The organism is Streptomyces anulatus (genome assembly GCF_014650675.1).
Taxonomy (GTDB): domain Bacteria; phylum Actinomycetota; class Actinomycetes; order Streptomycetales; family Streptomycetaceae; genus Streptomyces; species Streptomyces anulatus.
Genome location: NZ_BMVK01000004.1, coordinates 1 through 16,176, shown reverse-complemented (window position 1 = coordinate 16,176; position 16,176 = coordinate 1). Strand labels below are relative to the sequence as shown.

The 16,176-nt window shown below is 73.8% G+C and carries 15 protein-coding genes and 1 pseudogene; 14 read left to right on the top strand and 2 right to left on the bottom strand.

What is annotated here, in order from left to right:
• The first annotated feature begins 12 nt into the window (after positions 1–12).
• The 13 genes from IE272_RS11765 to IE272_RS11705 all read left to right on the top strand — a co-directional run bounded on the left by IE272_RS11765 (position 13) and on the right by IE272_RS11705 (position 14,638).
• The gene (locus IE272_RS11765) at positions 13–900 is read left to right on the top strand and encodes an SDR family NAD(P)-dependent oxidoreductase (RefSeq protein WP_229897283.1); all 888 of its coding nucleotides are present in this window, start codon (positions 13–15) and stop codon (positions 898–900) included.
• Complete coding sequence (locus IE272_RS11760; protein WP_057666718.1) at positions 897–1,721, top strand: SDR family NAD(P)-dependent oxidoreductase; 825 nt, start codon at positions 897–899, stop codon at positions 1,719–1,721. Before IE272_RS11765 ends, IE272_RS11760 begins: the two co-directional genes overlap by 4 nt.
• Positions 1,718–3,106 (top strand): beta-ketoacyl-[acyl-carrier-protein] synthase family protein, encoded by a 1,389-nt coding sequence (locus IE272_RS11755; RefSeq protein ID WP_050359043.1) that lies wholly within the window; start codon positions 1,718–1,720, stop codon positions 3,104–3,106. Before IE272_RS11760 ends, IE272_RS11755 begins: the two co-directional genes overlap by 4 nt.
• A complete protein-coding gene (locus IE272_RS11750) occupies positions 3,096–4,376 on the top strand; it encodes a beta-ketoacyl synthase (protein ID WP_057668583.1) in 1,281 nt (426 codons plus the stop codon). Before IE272_RS11755 ends, IE272_RS11750 begins: the two co-directional genes overlap by 11 nt.
• Positions 4,373–5,974 carry an SDR family NAD(P)-dependent oxidoreductase gene (locus tag IE272_RS11745; protein ID WP_190006811.1) on the top strand — a complete coding sequence of 534 codons (1,602 nt, stop codon included), beginning with the start codon at positions 4,373–4,375 and terminating at the stop codon, positions 5,972–5,974. The genes IE272_RS11750 and IE272_RS11745 overlap by 4 nt, the downstream gene beginning before the upstream one ends.
• Positions 5,971–6,786: an SDR family oxidoreductase gene (locus IE272_RS11740; RefSeq protein ID WP_190006810.1), complete on the top strand. Its 816-nt coding sequence runs from the start codon at positions 5,971–5,973 to the stop codon at positions 6,784–6,786. The genes IE272_RS11745 and IE272_RS11740 overlap by 4 nt, the downstream gene beginning before the upstream one ends.
• Positions 6,786–8,495, top strand: coding sequence for a CocE/NonD family hydrolase (locus tag IE272_RS11735; RefSeq protein ID WP_190006809.1), 1,710 nt, complete (start codon positions 6,786–6,788; stop codon positions 8,493–8,495). The genes IE272_RS11740 and IE272_RS11735 overlap by 1 nt, the downstream gene beginning before the upstream one ends.
• The gene (locus IE272_RS11730; RefSeq protein WP_190006808.1) at positions 8,492–10,159 is read left to right on the top strand and encodes an ATP-dependent acyl-CoA ligase; all 1,668 of its coding nucleotides are present in this window, start codon (positions 8,492–8,494) and stop codon (positions 10,157–10,159) included. Before IE272_RS11735 ends, IE272_RS11730 begins: the two co-directional genes overlap by 4 nt.
• On the top strand, positions 10,156–11,049 hold the full coding sequence (locus tag IE272_RS11725; protein ID WP_057666699.1) for an enoyl-CoA hydratase/isomerase family protein: 894 nt from the start codon (positions 10,156–10,158) through the stop codon (positions 11,047–11,049). Before IE272_RS11730 ends, IE272_RS11725 begins: the two co-directional genes overlap by 4 nt.
• A gap of 205 nt (positions 11,050–11,254) precedes the next feature.
• Positions 11,255–12,094 carry an alpha/beta fold hydrolase gene (locus tag IE272_RS11720; RefSeq protein WP_190006807.1) on the top strand — a complete coding sequence of 280 codons (840 nt, stop codon included), beginning with the start codon at positions 11,255–11,257 and terminating at the stop codon, positions 12,092–12,094.
• 15 nt (positions 12,095–12,109) lie between these two features.
• Positions 12,110–12,616 (top strand): GbsR/MarR family transcriptional regulator, encoded by a 507-nt coding sequence (locus tag IE272_RS11715; protein ID WP_050357425.1) that lies wholly within the window; start codon positions 12,110–12,112, stop codon positions 12,614–12,616.
• A 98-nt stretch (positions 12,617–12,714) separates the two neighbouring features.
• The gene (locus IE272_RS11710) at positions 12,715–13,758 is read left to right on the top strand and encodes an amidohydrolase family protein (RefSeq protein WP_229897282.1); all 1,044 of its coding nucleotides are present in this window, start codon (positions 12,715–12,717) and stop codon (positions 13,756–13,758) included.
• A 184-nt stretch (positions 13,759–13,942) separates the two neighbouring features.
• Complete coding sequence (locus tag IE272_RS11705; protein ID WP_050357813.1) at positions 13,943–14,638, top strand: type 1 glutamine amidotransferase domain-containing protein; 696 nt, start codon at positions 13,943–13,945, stop codon at positions 14,636–14,638.
• 40 nt (positions 14,639–14,678) lie between these two features.
• Here the strand turns inward: IE272_RS11705 and IE272_RS11700 are convergent, their stop codons facing one another.
• Complete coding sequence (locus IE272_RS11700) at positions 14,679–15,047, bottom strand: Zn-ribbon domain-containing OB-fold protein (protein WP_007456597.1); 369 nt, start codon at positions 15,045–15,047, stop codon at positions 14,679–14,681.
• Between the two features lie 125 nt (positions 15,048–15,172).
• A complete protein-coding gene (locus IE272_RS11695) occupies positions 15,173–15,865 on the bottom strand; it encodes a TetR family transcriptional regulator (protein WP_057666696.1) in 693 nt (230 codons plus the stop codon).
• A gap of 169 nt (positions 15,866–16,034) precedes the next feature.
• Between IE272_RS11695 and IE272_RS11690 the strand changes: the two are divergent.
• Positions 16,035–16,176: pseudogene (locus IE272_RS11690) on the top strand (electron transfer flavoprotein subunit beta); the annotation flags it as partial.

Here is a 16,176-nt window from a genome sequence, read left to right as displayed (position 1 = left end):
TCATCAACAGCTATGCCACGCACGGGTGTTCGCGGCACCGCCCTGGTCACCGGCGGCAGCCGGGGACTCGGCGCCGCCATCGCCCGAAAGCTGGCCGCCGTCGGCTGGCACACCGTGATCTGCGGGCGCGACCCGGAGAGCCTGGACGCCGGGGTGAAGGCGGCGGCCGACGACGGGCTCGTCCTGCACGCCGTGCGGGCGGACGTCACCGACGAGCGGTCGGTGGCCGCCCTCTTCGAGCGGCTGGCCGAGGACGCCCCACCGCTCGGGCTCTGCGTCAACAACGCGGGGAACAACTTCTCCCGCCGCCTGGTGAGCGTCAAGGAACGGAGCGACGGCCCGCCGCTGCTCTCCCCACACCCGCTGGAGGACTTCGAGCGGGTGGTGACGTCCCTGCTCACCGGCACCTTCCTCGTCGGCCGCCACGCGGCGCAGGCGATGCTGACCGCCGGCACGCCCGGGGCGATCGTCAACATCTCCTCCACGGTCCGGCACGGCGCGTACGGGCAGTCGGCGTACTGCGCGGCCAAGTCCGGGGTGGAGGCGCTGACCCGCACCTGGGCGACCGAGCTGGGCGAGTACGGCATCCGGGTCAGCGCGGTGGCGCCCGGAGTCATCGACGGCGAGGCGCTGCGCCGCCGTTCGGCGGCGAACGAGCGGCACGCGGCCTATATGACCGACCTCCGGCGCCATGTGCCGCTGCGCCGCTGGTGCGACGAGAGGGACGTGGCCGAGGCGGTCGCCTTCGCCGCCGACAACCCCTCGGTGACCGGCACCGTGCTGGAGGTCGACGCGGGCGGACTGCCCGCCCGCGTCCTGCCCCCGGCCGACCGGACCACCGCACCACGTACGACAGCCGCGACGGCGGACCTCCCCGAGAAAGCGGAGAAAACAGCATGACCAGCGGCTTCGCACCCACCCTGCTCCAGGGCAGGACCACCTTTCTGACCGGCGCCAGCAGCGGGATCGGCGCCGTCCTGGCGACGATGCTCGCCGCCCACGGCTCCAGCGTGGCGCTCATGGCCCGCAGCGAGAAGGAGCTCCGGCTGCTGGCCGAGCGGATCGAGGCGGACGGCGGGCGGGCGGTGGCGGTCCCCGGTGACCTCACCGACGGCGACAGTGTGCGCGCCGCCGTCCGCGAGGCCGAGGAACAGCTCGGCCCGATCGACCGGCTGGTGCACTGCGCGGGCGAGGCCCGCAACCAGGCGTTCCTGTGCGACCAGGACGAGGAGCAGTGGACGGCCACCCTCGACATCAACCTGCTGGGGGCCTTCCGGGTCGCCCGTGCGGTGGTGCCGGGGATGATGGAGCGCCGCGAGGGCAACATCGTGATGGTCTCCTCCATCGCCGGGAAGCGCGGGCTGCCCGCCAACACCTCATACTGCGCCTCGAAGTTCGGGCTCAACGGCATGACGCAGGCGCTCGCCTCCGAGCTGGGCTCCTTCGGCGTGCGGGTCAACGCGGTCTGCCCCGGGCTCACCGACAGCCCCGCCGCCACGGACGGCGGACGGTACGGCGACGCCTTCATGGCCGCCATCGCCAAGCACCACGGCCCCCCGGACCTGACCTGGGAGCGGTACCTCAGGCGCGCGGTCAACAGCACCATCCTGCGGCGCCTGGTGCGCCCCGAGGAGATCGCCGCCCAGGTCCTGTTCCTGCTCTCCGACCTCTCCGGCGGGATGACCGGACAGGCCGTCAACGTGGACGCGGGGGCTCTGTGAGCAAGGAGCACGGCCCGGGGAAGGGCGAACCGCCCCTGCCGGAACAGCTGCTCGCCCCCGCGGCGCGCCCCTGGGCCCCCGGCCCCCGGGACGCGCTGGTCACCGGGATGGGCTTCTGCCTGCCCGGTGCGGGCGACGAGCCGGTGCGCACGGCCGAGCAGGTCTGGGCGGCCGCCTCCACCGGGACCAGTCATGTCGAACGCGACGGCTTCCACCACGGGACCGTACGCGGTGCCCGCGAGGCGTTCGGAGAGCTGCTGCCGGACATACCGGCCCGCTATCTGCGCAGCTACGCCGACGTCCACCTCTACGGGCTGATCTCGCTGGCCGAGGCCTGCCGGGACGCCGGACTCGATTACGGGATAGGCGAGTTGAGAGGGGCGGACGTGCTGACCGCCCGGGCCGGGGTGGACAGCAACTACGACAGCTACCGCGCCTGGCACGACGCCGATCCGACGACGGTCACTCCCTCGGACGCCAAGTCCCTCTTCGTACGGCTCCTGGTGGCGGGCACCTCCAGCGACGTCGGCCCCGTCCAGGCCGCGCTGCTCGGTTCCACCGGCGCCAACTACACGGTGAGCTGCGGCTGCGCCTCCTCCTCGGTGCTGCTCGGCATCGCCCGCATGATGATCGCCTCCGGCCAGAGCGACCTGGTCGTGGTCACCGGGGTGGACCGCTTCGACACCGAACGGGTGCTGCACGGCCACCGGTTGCGCGAGGTCGTCGAGCGCGAGGGCGTGACGGTGCGGCACAACAGCGATCCGCCGGCAGCACCCCGTCACGACCGGCCGATGCGCCCGTACGACGCGGCGGGCGACTGCATGAACTACGGCGACGGGTCGGTGACCCTGATCCTGGAGAGCCGCGAACACGCCGCCGCGCGGGGCGCCCGGACGCACGGGGCGGTCCTCGGCCAGGCCACCACGCGCGGGGGCCTGAACAGCGCCGTCGCCATCGACACCGGCGGTACGGGGCTGGCCGAGGCGGCCCGCCGCGCCCTGGGCGACCACACCTCGCTGGGGCGGATCCCCTACGTCAACGGGGGCGGCGAGGGCGACGCGCTGTTCACCCGGATCGAGTCCAACGCCGTCCGCGCCCTGTGGGGCGACCGGTCCGAGCAGGTGCTGGTGAGTTCGCAGGAGGCGTGCTTCGGGCACAGCGGCGCGCCGCTCGGCAATCTGGGCACGGCGCTGACGCTGATGATGATGCGCGAGGGAGAGGTCTGCCCCACGGCCAACTGCGCGACCCCGTCGCCCGTCTGCACATTCGACCCGGTCCCCGGCACCAGGACGCGTGCGCTGGGCTTCGACCGGGCCCTGAGCTTCAACTACCAGGTGGGCGGGGTCAACAGCGCACTGCTGCTGGGAGGTGGCGATGTCTGCTGAGCTGCCTCTGCTGCGGCTTTCCGGCGCCGGGTTCGTCCTGCCGGGGCCGGACGGCCGCGCCTGCACCGACCTGGACACCTTCTGGGGTGTGGTGCGCGACGGGGCGAGCTGCCTCTCCCCGTACGCCCATCCCGAACTCCCCCTCCGTATCGCCGGGACCGTGAACGGCTGGGACCCGGAGACCGAACTCCCGCTGTCGGAACGGCAGATACGCCGTTCCTCGCGCGCCGGGCTGATGGCCACGGGTGCGGTGCACCGGGCGCTGGAGCACGCCGGGCTGAGCGCGGACGACCTCGATCCGGGGCGTACCGCGCTCGTCGCCTGCTCGCTCCAGTTCGCGTTCCCGGAGACCGAGCGCTACTACGCCCTGGCCCGGGACGAGGGGGTCGCCGCCCTCGGCATGGAGTACTGGCTCAACGGGACCCCGCCCAGTGTGGTGGGCACCGTGGCCTCCGGCCTCCGGCTGCCCTGCCAGACGCTGAGCGTGGCGGGCTCCTGCAATGTGGCGCTGCGGACGCTCCACCTCGTCCAGCAGATGTTCCGGTGCGGGGACATCGACCGCGCGATCGTCGTCGGCGTGGACACCACGGTGGACCCGGTCTTCGTGGCGGGCACCAGCCACACCGGACGCAGCGGCTACCGCGCGTCCTCGCTCTCCGACGACCCCGCCGACGTCCGGCCGCACGACGAGATCCAGACCGGCAACGCCACCGGGGAGGGCGCGCTCGCCGTGGTCCTGGAGAACCCGGCGGCGACCGGGGACCGCCCGGGGCTGCTGCACCGCGCGCATCTGCGCACCTCGCGCTCCAACGGCCCCTCCACCGTGGCCACCGGACCGCCCGCCAACGTGGTGGGCGACGTACTGGCCACGCTGGCTTCGGCCCGGCGCGGCCTGGGCGATCTGGCGTTCGTCAACGACTACGCGGACGGCAACCGGTTCGTCGAGGACCACCTGTGCCAGGCGCTCGCCGGGGTGAAGGAGGCGGCCGGGTACGGCGGGGAGCTGCGGCTCACCAACCAGGAGGCGGTCTTCGGGCATGTCGCCGGAACCGGCGGCCTGGTCAAACTCCTCGGCAGCCTCCTCATGCTGCGCCACGGCCATATCGCCCCCAGCGCCAACACCCTGGTCCCGTACGCGGGTCTGCCGGGCGACCCGGTGCTCGCGGGCGGCCTGGCGACCGGCGGAGACAGCGCGCTGGTGCTCGCCTCCGGGGCGGGCGGCGACGCCACGAGCATGGTCATCGAATACGAAGGCGGCGACTTGCCATGACCCACGTTCACAGCACGGCGACGCGGCCCGGGACGGCCGCGGGAGGGGACCCGTCGCGGGCGCCGGTCAGCACCCGCGTGGTCGTCGACGCCGCCGGGGGCGACGGTCCTGCCGCCGGGGCCCTCTCCGACGCGCTCACCGCGCTCGGCCTCGCCCCCGAGGCCCCGGACACCGAGGCCCCGGACACCGGCCGCGCCGATTCCGGCGGCCCCGCCCCGGCCGCCTACTGCGCTCTGCTGCTCGGCGAGGAGGCGTACGGCGCCGGACGCTCGGCGGGCCTGGACCGCGCACGCGTCCGGGCCGCCGCGCTGGCGATGGCGGCGGTGGGCCGGGGACGGCTCGTCCTGGTGACCGACGCGACGGGCGAGACCCACGCCGGAACCGACCCCGACCGGTACGCGCGGCTCGCCGCCGACCGGGCCTGGTGGCAGCACCTGGTCACCGAGGTGGCCGGGCGCGGCGTCACCGGCAACACCGTGGTCACGGGCTACTCCCCCGGCCTGGGCCACCGGCTGTCCGCCGAGGCCGAGGCCGGGCTGCTGCGCTGTCTCGTGCAGCGCCGGCCCACCACGGCCGCCGATGTCGCGGCCACCGTCGCCTTCCTGGTCTCCGAGGGGTGTTCGTACCTGGTCGGCGAGACCGTGCCGGTCGACGGGGGCGCGGGCCTCGGCCAGATCCCGTCCCTGCCCGCCGGCCCGCCGACGACGGCCCCCGCACCGCGCCGCGGTGCTCCGCGGGAGCAGCCGCCGCCGGAGCCGGTGAGCGGTCAGGACCTCCTGGGCCACAAGGTCCTGGTGGCGGGCGCGAGCAGCGGCATCGGCCGGGCCGCGGCCCTGCACCTGGCCGGACGCGGGGCCGACGTGATCCTGGCCGCCCGCCGGACGCAGGCGCTGGAGGAGGTGGCCGCCGAGATCGAGGCCCGGGGCCGGCAGGCCTGGACCCTGCGCTGCGACCTCTCCGACGCCGAGGACGCCGCCTCCCTGGGCGAACGGGCCTGGAAGGCGGCCGACGGCGTCACCGCCCTGCTGTACGCGGCGGGGCACCTGGGCTTCAGCGCGGTCGGCGGCGACCCCGCTTCCGCCGCCCGGACCTTCGCGGTGAACCTGCACAGCTTCGTCGCCGTCACCGAGTACCTGGCGGCCCGCTGGCGGGACGAGAGGATGCCCGGAGCGGTGGTCGGGGTCTCCTCGGTCAGCTCCACGCTCAGCCCGGTGGCGGGCCTGGAGTACTACGGGGCGAGCAAGGCCGCGATGGCGCAGTACATCCGCTGTCTCGCGGTCTCGGTGGGCCGCCACGGCATCCGCGCCAACTGCGTGGCTCCCGGCATCATCGAGACGCCGATGGGCGACGCGGCGGGGCCCGACCACCGGCGCGGCTGGATCAGCCGGATACCGGCCGGGCGGGTCGGCGACCCGCACGAGGTGGCGGCGGTCCTCGGCTATCTGCTGAGCGGATCGGCCTCCCGGGTGACCGGTGCCGTGCTGCGCGCGGACGGCGGCTTCGGCCTCGGTGACGTGGCTCCGCTGCGGCCGGGATACCCGGAGCGGGCCTTCCCTGCACCGGCGCTCCCGGAGCGGGCGGAGGGGGAGAACCGATGACCGCCACCGCGCAAGCAGGCCGCCACCCGGTCGCCCTCGTCGCCGGCGCCTCCTCCGGGATCGGGGCCGCCGTCGCCCGCCGACTGGCCGCGCGCGGCAGCGCCGTGGCGCTGGTCGGGCGGCGGGAGGCCGAACTGAAGGAGGTCGCGGAGTCGATCCGCGCGGCCGGCGGAACCGCGCTGTCGCTCGCCCTGGACCTGGCCGAGCCGGGTGCCCCCGCCGAGGCGGTCGCCGCCACCGCGGCCGGGCTGGGGCCGGTCGGGCTGCTGGTGTGCAGCGCGGGCGCCATCCGGCTGGCCGCCGTCCACGAGACCGAGGAGCGGCACTGGGAACGGCAGTTGCGGGTGAACCTCACGGTGCCGTTCCTGCTGGCCCGTGAGGTGCTGCCCGGCATGCGGGAGCGCGGCTTCGGCTGGGTCGTGAACATCGGCTCCGGTGTGGGCTCGGAGGTGGTGCCGGGCAGCGGCGGCTACGGCGTCAGCAAGCACGCCGTGCACCGGCTCACCGAGCTGATCCACGAGGAGAACCGCGACCTCGGGATCCGCGCGGTCACCGTCGCCCCGGGCTGGGTCTCCACCCGGCTCGCGGCCCGGCCCGCCGATCTCGGGGTGCCCGAGGAGGAGGTGCTGGACGCGGAGGACATCGCGGACACCGTCGCGTGGCTGCTGGACCGTCCGGCCCGGATGAGCGTCGGCCCGCTGGTCCGCGTCGAGCCCTCGGCGAGCCGGGCCGCCGCCGGTGACGCCATGACCCGCCATCTGACCCGTTCCCGCGCCGAGGGCGCCGGACCGGATGCTGAGGAGACCCGCTGATGGGCAGGACCACCCTCATCGAGCACGACGTGCCGGTGGAGATGCGCGACGGGACGGTGCTGCGGGCCGACGTGTGGCGCCCCGCCGAAGGACCGACCTCGCCCGCCGTGCTCTTCCGCACCCCGTACGGCAAGTCCCCGCTGGGTCTCGCCACCCTGACCCCGGCACAGTGCGTGGACCGGGGGTACGCGGCGGTCGTGCAGGACACCCGGGGCCGGTTCGGCTCGGAGGGCGAGTGGGCGCCGCTGGACTGGTCCCAGGAGGGGCCCGACGGGTACGACACCGTCGAGTGGACCGCCGAACAGCCTTGGTGCGACGGGAACGTGGCCATGGCGGGCACCTCGTACCAGGCGATCGTCCAGTGGCTGGCCGCCATGGAGAAGCCGCCGCACCTGCGGGCCATCGCGCCCACGATGTCCACCTCGGCCCCCTTCGACGCCGAGCAGCTCGGCGGTTTCCTGCGGCTGGACCACCTCACGAGCTGGCTCGGCCTGACCGCGCTGGAGTGGGTGCAGCGCCGGGCGGCGGCGGGCGATCCGGTGGACGGGGCGGTCGTCGCCGAGGTCGTGCAGCTGCTCACCGCACCCGAAGTGCCGCTGCGCCGCTGGCCGTTGTCGACCATCCTCGACTTCGATGGGTTTCCCGGCCGGCTGCGGGACATTTTCGCGGGGCACGTGGCGACGGTGGCCGACTACCGCCTCGGGGAGGTCGGGGTGCCCACCTTCTCGGTCGGCGGCTGGTACGACGTGTTCTCCCACGGCACGATCGAGCTGCACCGCGCCGTGCGCGCCCTGGACCCGGTGGCGGGACGGCACGAGCTGGTCGTCGGACCCTGGGTGCACTCGGGTCAACTGCCGCAGGTGCAGGGCGAGGTGAACACGGGGCCCTACGGTTCGGCGCAGGGCGCACGGCTGGCCGATCTGCACCTGGACTTCTTCGACCGCCATCTACGGCCGGCCGGGGGGACGACGGGCCGGGACTCCGGCGGGGACGTGCGGTATTTCCTCTTCGGCGATGACGCCTGGCACCGGGCCGCGAGCTGGCCGCCGCCCGAGGCCGTCGACGCGCCCTGGTACCTGGCGGGTCCGGCCGACGGCGAGGAGGGCAGCAGGCTGCTGCCCGCCCCGCCCCGGGAGGCCCCGGGCCACGACGCGTTCACCTACGACCCGGAGGACCCGGTGCCCTCGCACGGGGGGCGGGTGCTCCAGCTCGGCAGACTGGCGGCGGGCCCGCTCAACCAGGCGCATCTGGAGGACAGGCCGGACGTGCTCTGCTACACCTCCGAGCCGCTCACCGAGCCGCTGGACGCCGTCGGCCGGCAGCGGCTGCGGCTCCGCTTCGGCTCGGACGCACCCGCCACCGCCGTGGTCGCCAAACTCACCGACGTACACCCGGACGGGCGTTCGCTGCTCGTGGCCGAGGCCAGCCTCCGGCTGGAGGCCGAGGGGGACGGCCCGCGGGACGAGCCGTACGACGCCGATCTGCTGCTCGGGGACACCGCGTGGCGCTTCGCCCCCGGGCACCGGCTGCGGATCCACGTCACCAGCAGCAACTTCCCCCATCTGGACCGGCACCCCAACATCCCGGGCCCGGTCGGCGAGGCGGAGCACTGCCGCACCGCCCGTCAGTCGGTCTGGTACGGCGGCCCGTACGAGAGCGTGCTGCGGCTGAGCACCCTGCCCGCGCCGAGCGCCGGGGAGACCGCGTGATCGACGATGTGCTCGATCCGGCGTCCGCCGCCGTGCCCACGGCGGAGCAGTGCGTGCTGGGTCCCCTGCTCAGGCGACGTGCCGCCGCCGCCCCGGCGGCGCCGTACGCGTTGATGCCGGACGGTGACCTCTGGACGTACGCGCGCACCCTCCGGGAGACCGAGGAGACGGCCGCCGCGCTCCAGGCGCTGGGCGTCGTCCCGGGCGAACTGGTGCTGAGCTGGCTGCCCAACGGACCCGACGCGCTGCGCGCCTGGTACGGGGTCAACCTGGCGGGCGCGGTCCTGGTGCCGCTCAACATCGCCTACCGGGGCGCGATCCTGCGTCAGGTGATCGCCGACAGCGGGGCCGAGGTGCTGATCTGCCGGCCGTCGCTGGCGGCCCGGCTGGAGGATTCGGACGACGCGGTGGGGGCGGTGCGCACGGTGGTCCTGCTGCCGGGGCCCGAGGACGCGGCCCAGGACGTGGAGGCGCTCGCCGGGCGGCTGGCCACGCGCTTCCGGGTGGAGACCGCACTGCGCGCGGACCGGGCGGAGTTCGCGGAGCCGGTGCCCGCCCCCCGGCCGTGGGACCCGCAGACCGTCATCTACACCTCCGGGACGACCGGTCCGTCCAAGGGCGTCGTCTCCTCCTACGCGCACCTGTACAGCAGTTGCACCGCCGCGTTCCACGGCATGGCCGGACCGGAGGACCGCTATCTGCTGCAACTGCCGCTGTTCCACGCGGGCGGCACGATCGGCGCGTACGGGATGCTGGTGCACGGCGGTTCGGTGACGGTCGTGCCCGCGTTCACCACCGGCGAGTTCTGGCCGCTGATCCGGCGGACGGGGACGACCCTGTGCACGCTGCTCGGCGTGATGGCGACCTATCTGCTCAAGCAGCCGCCGCTGCCGCAGGACACCGCGCACCCGCTGCGGGCGGCCTACGTCATCCCGTTCACCGAGGGGGCGACGGAGTTCTCCAAGCGGTTCGGGGTCCCGGTCCGCGCGCTGTTCAACATGACCGAGGTGTCGTGTCCGGTGCAATCCGCGCCGGACCACCACCCGGGCGTCCCGATGCACTGCGGGGAGCCCCGGCCGGGCATCGCCGCGCGGGTCGTCGACGACCACGACCGGGAGGTCGCGGACGGCGAGGCGGGCGAACTGGTGCTGCGCGCGGACCGTCCGTGGTCGTTCCTGAGCGGCTACCTCGGCCGGCCCGCCGAGACGGCCGCCGTCTGGCGCAACGGCTGGTTCCACACCGGGGACACCTTCCGCCGGGCCCCGGACGGCGGGCTGGTCTTCGTGGACCGCAAGAAGGACGCCATCCGCAGGCGCGGCGAGAACATCTCCTCCTTCGAGGTGGAGGCGCAGGCGGTGGCCCACCCGGGGGTGCTGGAGGCGGCGGCGGTGGCGGTGCCCGGCGACGAGGGCGAGGACGAGGTGCTGCTGGTGGTGGCGGACCGCGACCCCTCGGCCCCGGTCGACCCGGCGGCGCTGCTGGAGTTCCTGCGGGAGCGGCTGGCCCACTTCATGCTGCCGCGCTACATCCGGGTGCTGCCCGAGCTCCCGAAGACCCCCACCGGCAAGCCGACCAAGCACACGCTGCGCGCCGAGGGCGTGGTGGCGGGGACGTGGGACCGCGAGGCCGCGGGCATCCGGATACGCAGGGAGAAGATCGTATGAACCAGGAAGCATTCCGGGCGGGCCAGGAACCCCCGGCCGAGTGGGCGGGGGCGGCGACCGAGTCGTTCGCGGACTTCGCCGACCGGGTGGACGGCAAGGAGGACGTACCGCTGCGGGCCTCGCTGGCGGGCGGGGTCGCCACCCTGACGCTGGACCGGCCGCACCGCCGCAACAGCCTCGACCTGACGCTCTCCCGCCATCTGCTGCTCGGCCTGATGTGCGCGGGCGACGACCCCCGGGTGCGTACGGTCGTGATCACCGGGAACGGCGGGGCGTTCTGCGCGGGCGACGACGTCGGGAGCGTACGGCGGTGGCGGCTGGGCGACCGGGCGGACACCCCCTTCGACCCGATCACCTCGGACGCCCACTACCTGCGGGTCTGCGAGGCGATCCTGCATCTGCCGAAGCCGGTGGTCGTGGGGCTGACCGGGGCGGCGGCGGGCGCCGGGGCGGAGATCGCCTGCGCCGCCGACTTCCGGCTGGCGGACACCCGTGCCTCGATCGGCAGTTGTCTGGCCGGGGTCGGGCATGTGGGGAACGTGGTCCTGATGTCCCGGCTGACCGGTCCGGCGCGGGCGACGGAGATCTACCTCACCGGGCGGATGGTCTCCGGGGACGAGGCGGTGCGCCTGGGGCTGTTCGACCGGCTCTGCGAACCGGAGGATTTCGACCGCGAACTGGCCGATCTGGCGGGCCGGTTCGCGGCACTGCCGACCGCTTCGGTGGGGCTGTTCAAGGAGTTGCGGGAGCGGAGCTGGGGGCAGCCGGCCGAGTACGGGCTGCGGCTCCAGGACACGTACCACCTGAAGACGCACGCGACGGTGGCCGACGCCCGGGAGGGGATGGCCGCGTTCGCGGAGAAGCGGCCGCCCCGCTTCACCGGCGCCTGACCGGTGCCGGGCGGGGTCTCCGTCCGGTGCCGCGACCCGTCGGGGCCGCCTCCCTTTGCGGCTGCGACGGAGAGAGTATTCTGATTCTGATGAACGAAGCACTCCGACACCGCCGCCCGGCGGCCTCGCCGCCTCCGCCTCCGCCTCCGCCCCTGTCCGCGCCCCTGTCCGCGTTCACCGCCGGCCCCGCCGAGGAGGCCCCCCGATGACCGGCGCCGACGGCCGAACCGTCACCGGGGCCCGCGTCGAGGAGACGGCGCACAGCATCGACGTCTCCGGCGCCCGGCTGCACTACTGGACCGCCGGAGCTGCGGACCGCCCGGGGATCGCGCTGACCCACGGCGCCGGGGCCGACCACCGCATGTTCGATCCGCAGATCCCGGCACTGGTCGGCGCGGGCTACCGCACCCTGCGCTGGGACGTGCGCTACCACGGGGCGTCCGTCTCCGGCACGGGCAGATTCCGTACGGTCTACGCGGCGCGGGACCTGGCAGCGCTGCTGGACGCGGCCGGGATGCCCCGGCCCGTGGTGCTGCTGGGCCAGTCGATGGGCGGCAACATCGCGCAGGAGTATCTGCGCCGACGGCCCGACGAGGTCGCCGCACTCGTGGTGATCGGCTCCACGTCCAACACCCTGCCCATCACCCGGGCCGAGCGGCGCGGCCTGGCGCTCTCCCGCGCCTTCATGCGGCTGGTGCCCTACCGTCGGCTGACCCGGTCGATGGCCACGGCGTCGGCCGAGGACCCCGGTGCGCGGACGTATCTGCGCGAGACCTTCCTGGCCAACGGGAGGCGCTCCTTCCTCACCACCTGGGACGGCATGACCCGCGCGATCGACCCGTCCCCCGACTACCGGGTCGAGAAGCCCGAACTTCTCCTCTGCGGTGAACACGACAGCACGGGTAACATCCGCTCGGCGATGGAACGGTGGAGCGAACGCGATCCCCACAGCGAGTTCCATGTGATCCCCGGTGCCGGACATGTCGCCAATCTGGACCGTCCCGACGAGGTCAACCGGCTGACCGTCGCCTTCCTGAAGGCCTGAGACCCCAGCGAGACCATGACTGACCACGACATCACGCCCGACGCGGGACCCCTCCCGATGCCCGGCTCCGACGGGTTCAGCGACGCGGAAGCCGCCTTCATCAGCGAGATGGGTTCGCTGATGGAGCGCTGGGGCCTCCCGCAGGCCACCGGCCGCCTCTTCGGCTACCTCCTGCTGCGCAACAAGCCGGTGGACCTCGACACCATGACCCGCGAACTCGGCCAGGCCAAGAGCGGGCTGAGTGTGGCCGCCCGCCAACTGGAGGCCTGGTCCCTGGTGCGGCGCTCGACCAGGGCCGGCAGCAGGCGGATCGACTACGAGGCGGTGGGCGACCTCCAGCACCTACTGCTGGTGAACAACGCCCATATGCGCAAGTTCACCGAGACGCTGAGCTCGGGAATCCCGGTGGCGCGCGGCGAGGCCCGGGACCGACTGGCCTCGCTCGCCGGCCTGTTCAACGGGTACGTGGAGCAGACCGAGGCACTGGTGGCCGCCTGGGAGGCCCGGCGCGCCGCCACCTGAGCCCGGCCGTTCCCTTCTCCCTTCTGAGCCCGGCCGTTCTCTTCTCCCTCCTTCTCCGCTTCCTCGTCCTTCCCCTTCCTGCTTCCGATGGAGTGACCGTGAACGTGTCGTCCGTCCCCGCGCCGGGCAACGGAACAACGGTGGCCACCGCCGTGGCGGACCCCGGAGTCCGGATCCGCCCGCCGGTCGTGGACGCCTGCTCGCTGGTGTACGACGACGCGGGCTGGCGGGCGTACCTGAACCGGCTGGGCGAGAACGCCCCTGAGTACCTGGATGTCTTCTCCGCCTCGTTCTGCCGGCACTTCGGCGCCTCGCACACCGCGTACCGCGACGCGCTCGCCGTCCGCCGGCAGGACGCGATCGACGTGCTCCTGCCACCGGACCGGCCGCCGTTCGATCTGGCCGGGCATCTCGCGGACCGGGAACGGCAGGGCGTGACGGGCGAGTTCGCCATGGGCTCGGCGGAACGGCTGCCGGACGGCCGTACGGTCAACGAGTGGCTGCTGGAGACCGTACGGGACGTGCGCGACCGGATCCACGTCTGGGCCGGGATCTCCCTGCGCGACCCCGCCGCCGCGCTGCGGGAGCTGGAACGGTCGCTGGCGGCCGGGGCGACCGGGCTGTGCGTCATCCCCTTCCTGGACGGCACCGACCCGGCCGACCCGAGGTTCGCCCCGGTCTGGGACGCCGCGGCCGAGGCGCGGCTGCCGGTCTGGCTGCACACCGGCCACCACTTCGCCCGGAGCCACCCCAGCGGCCTGGGCAGCTGGCGTACGGTCGAGACGCTCGCGGGCCGCCACCGCGCGCTGCTGCTCGTCGCCGGGCACGCGGGCTGGCCCGATGTGCAGGAGATGCTGCTCACGGCCGCCCGGCACCCCGGGGTCTTCCTGGAGTTCTCCTCGCACCGGCCCCGGCACATGTCCAAGCCCGGCTCGGGCTGGGAGCCCCTGCTGCACCACGCCCGGGGGATGGCCCGCGACCGGGTCATGTTCGGCACCTCGACCTGGGTCAATCCGGGGCCGACGGGACCGCTGGCCGATGAGCTGGCCGCGCTCCCGCTCCCCGCCGACGTGGTCGCCGCCTGGCTCTCGGGCAACGCGGAGGCGCTGGTCGCCCGTGCGGCCGGGACCCACCGGGGCTGAGCCGCGCCGGGAGCCCTCCGGATGATGCGGACCCGTCGCCGGGGGCAGGGGATCCGCCGGACGGCCGAAAGCCGCAGCCCCGTCGGAAGCCTCTTTCCGGCACACGTGGGCAGGAGGCGGATCCTGGCCGGGCCGGGCCTACCGTCGGCCTGGTCAGCCACCCCGACCAACGGAGATGTACGACATGGCAAAGATCCTTTTCGTGGTGTCCGGCGCGGACCACTGGACCCTGGCGGACGGCACGGCCCACCCCACGGGCTTCTGGGCCGAGGAGGCCGTGGCGCCGTACCGGGCGTTCACCGACGCCGGGCACGAGGTGGTCGTCGCCACCCCGGGCGGCGTCGTCCCGACCGTGGACCGGGGCAGCCTGGCGCCCGACGTCAACGGCGGGCAGGAGGGCGCCGACGCGGTGGCGGCCGGTCTTGAGGCGTTCGAGGAGCTGCGGCGGCCGGTCGCCCTGGAGGACGTGGACCCGGACGCGTACGACGCCGTCTTCTACCCCGGCGGCCACGGCCCGATGGAGGACCTCGCGGTGGACCCCGTCTCCGGGCGGCTGCTCGCCCGGGTGCTGGCTTCGGGCAAGCCGCTCGGCGTGGTCTGCCACGGCCCGGCGGCGCTGCTGGCCGCGACCGGACCCGACGGCCGGTCCGCGTTCGCCGGGTATCGGCTGACGGGCTTCACCAACGCCGAGGAGGCCCAGGCGGGCTTCGCGGACAAGGCGAAGTGGCTGCTCCAGGACCGGCTGGTGGCGCTGGGCGCGGACTTCCAGGAAGGTGAGCCCTGGGCGCCGTTCGTCATCACCGACCGGAACCTGATCACAGGTCAGAATCCGGCCTCCTCCGTCCCGTTGGCCGCAGAACTGCTCAACCGGCTCGGCTGACCGGCCGATCGGCGGTTCGCCGCCCGGCCGGCCGGGCTGTTCAGACCCAGTCCCGCCGCGCGGGCGGCTCGCAGAGCTCCAGCACCACCGCGCCCGTCTCGGGCTCGTCCCCGGAGACGGGCCGGACGCGCGCACCGACCGTCACCAGGTGCGGAGCCGCCCCCACGATCTGGCAGCGGAAGACGAACCCTTCCGAGAACCGCACCAGGGACTCGTTGCGCGCAGCCTCGGTATAGCGGTGGACCACGGCGGTCCGGACGACCACGCCGTGGCCGGTGGTGCGTTCGGGCTCCAGTTCGCTCGACGCGCACACCGGGCACAGCAGCCGCCGGAACGAGGCGGTGCCGCACCAGCGGCAGCGATTGTAGGAGAGGCCGCACTCCTCGTGCGCCTTCTGGACGGTGCCCATTGCTGTCTGGGACACGGCTCGACCCCCTGCGCTCGACTCGGACGCGCCGCACCTGCACTGCGGGCGCGTCCGCACCATATGGCACTCAGTGCCGGACCGTAAAGGCACTGAGTGCCCATTGGTACTCAGTTCTCGCCGACGGCTGCCTCGATCTGCTGCACGACACGCCACATCGGGGTGCCCTTCCGCGCGACCATCACGATCACCTCCCCTTTCCCGCCGCCGTCGCCGGAGACCGGAAAGGGGGTGGCCGGTGTGGGGACGGCGGGCCGCCCCCACACCTCTCGGACCAGGGCGAGCGCATGATCCACAGCCGCCTCGGGGTCGCCCGCCCCGCCCGAACGCAGCCACAGCCGAAGCCCGTTGTTGTGCGCGGCGACCACCGAAGCGGCGATCACCTCGGCCCGCAGCTCCCCGTCGCGACCCTCGCCGAAGCGGCGCCGCAGATGTCCGGCGAGAGTCTGTTCGTAACGGCGCACCACCGACAGTTCGTACGTCCGCAGCCCCGGCACCTCCCGAGTGAGGCGGTAGCGCTGCACGGAGAACTCGGGGTTGGCCGCGTACATCCGCAGCACGATGCGCGCGGCGTCGCACACCGCGCCGACCGGGTCGCTGTCGTCGACGGCGGCCAGGAACTCGGTCGTCTCGGCGAGGCAGCGCTCGTGGTCCGGGAAGACCGCGTCCTCCTTGGACGGGAAGTAGCGGAAGAACGAACGCCGGCCCACCCCGGCCAGCGCCACGATGTCGTCCACGGTCGTCCGCTCGAAGCCCCGCTCCAGGAAGAGCCGGAAGGCCGCCTGTGCGAGCACCTCCCGCATGGGTGCCTTCTTCTCGGATCCTCGCGCCTCGCTCATGCGGCGAAACGTAGCACCGCGAGGAGGATTTTGGCACTGCGTACCTTTACAGAGGGTACTGAGTGCCATAATCTCTCCATCAGTACGAATGACACCCAGGTGGGACCACACCCAGGTAGGCAGGAGAGCCGGCGTGAGCTTGAGGATCGTTGTCTGTGTGAAGTACGTGCCCGACGCGACCGGTGACCGGCGTTTCGCCGATGACCTGACGCTGGACCGTGAGGATGTCGACGGTCTGTTGTCGGAGCTGGACGAGTACGCGGTCGAGCAGGCGT

Bases quoted from the DNA above. Each gene is read 5' to 3' on its own strand.
- IE272_RS11765 (WP_229897283.1), top strand. From the start codon at position 13: ATGCCACGCACGGGTGTTCGCGGCACCGCCCTGGTCACCGGCGGCAGC.
- IE272_RS11725 (WP_057666699.1), top strand. From the start codon at position 10,156: ATGAACCAGGAAGCATTCCGGGCGGGCCAGGAACCCCCGGCCGAGTGG.
- IE272_RS11735 (WP_190006809.1), top strand. From the start codon at position 6,786: ATGGGCAGGACCACCCTCATCGAGCACGACGTGCCGGTGGAGATGCGC.
- IE272_RS11715 (WP_050357425.1), top strand. From the start codon at position 12,110: ATGACTGACCACGACATCACGCCCGACGCGGGACCCCTCCCGATGCCC.
- IE272_RS11740 (WP_190006810.1), top strand. From the start codon at position 5,971: ATGACCGCCACCGCGCAAGCAGGCCGCCACCCGGTCGCCCTCGTCGCC.
- IE272_RS11700 (WP_007456597.1), bottom strand. From the start codon at position 15,047: ATGGGCACCGTCCAGAAGGCGCACGAGGAGTGCGGCCTCTCCTACAAT.
- IE272_RS11695 (WP_057666696.1), bottom strand. From the start codon at position 15,865: ATGCGGGAGGTGCTCGCACAGGCGGCCTTCCGGCTCTTCCTGGAGCGG.
- IE272_RS11760 (WP_057666718.1), top strand. From the start codon at position 897: ATGACCAGCGGCTTCGCACCCACCCTGCTCCAGGGCAGGACCACCTTT.
- IE272_RS11745 (WP_190006811.1), top strand. From the start codon at position 4,373: ATGACCCACGTTCACAGCACGGCGACGCGGCCCGGGACGGCCGCGGGA.
- IE272_RS11750 (WP_057668583.1), top strand. From the start codon at position 3,096: ATGTCTGCTGAGCTGCCTCTGCTGCGGCTTTCCGGCGCCGGGTTCGTC.
- IE272_RS11720 (WP_190006807.1), top strand. From the start codon at position 11,255: ATGACCGGCGCCGACGGCCGAACCGTCACCGGGGCCCGCGTCGAGGAG.
- IE272_RS11705 (WP_050357813.1), top strand. From the start codon at position 13,943: ATGGCAAAGATCCTTTTCGTGGTGTCCGGCGCGGACCACTGGACCCTG.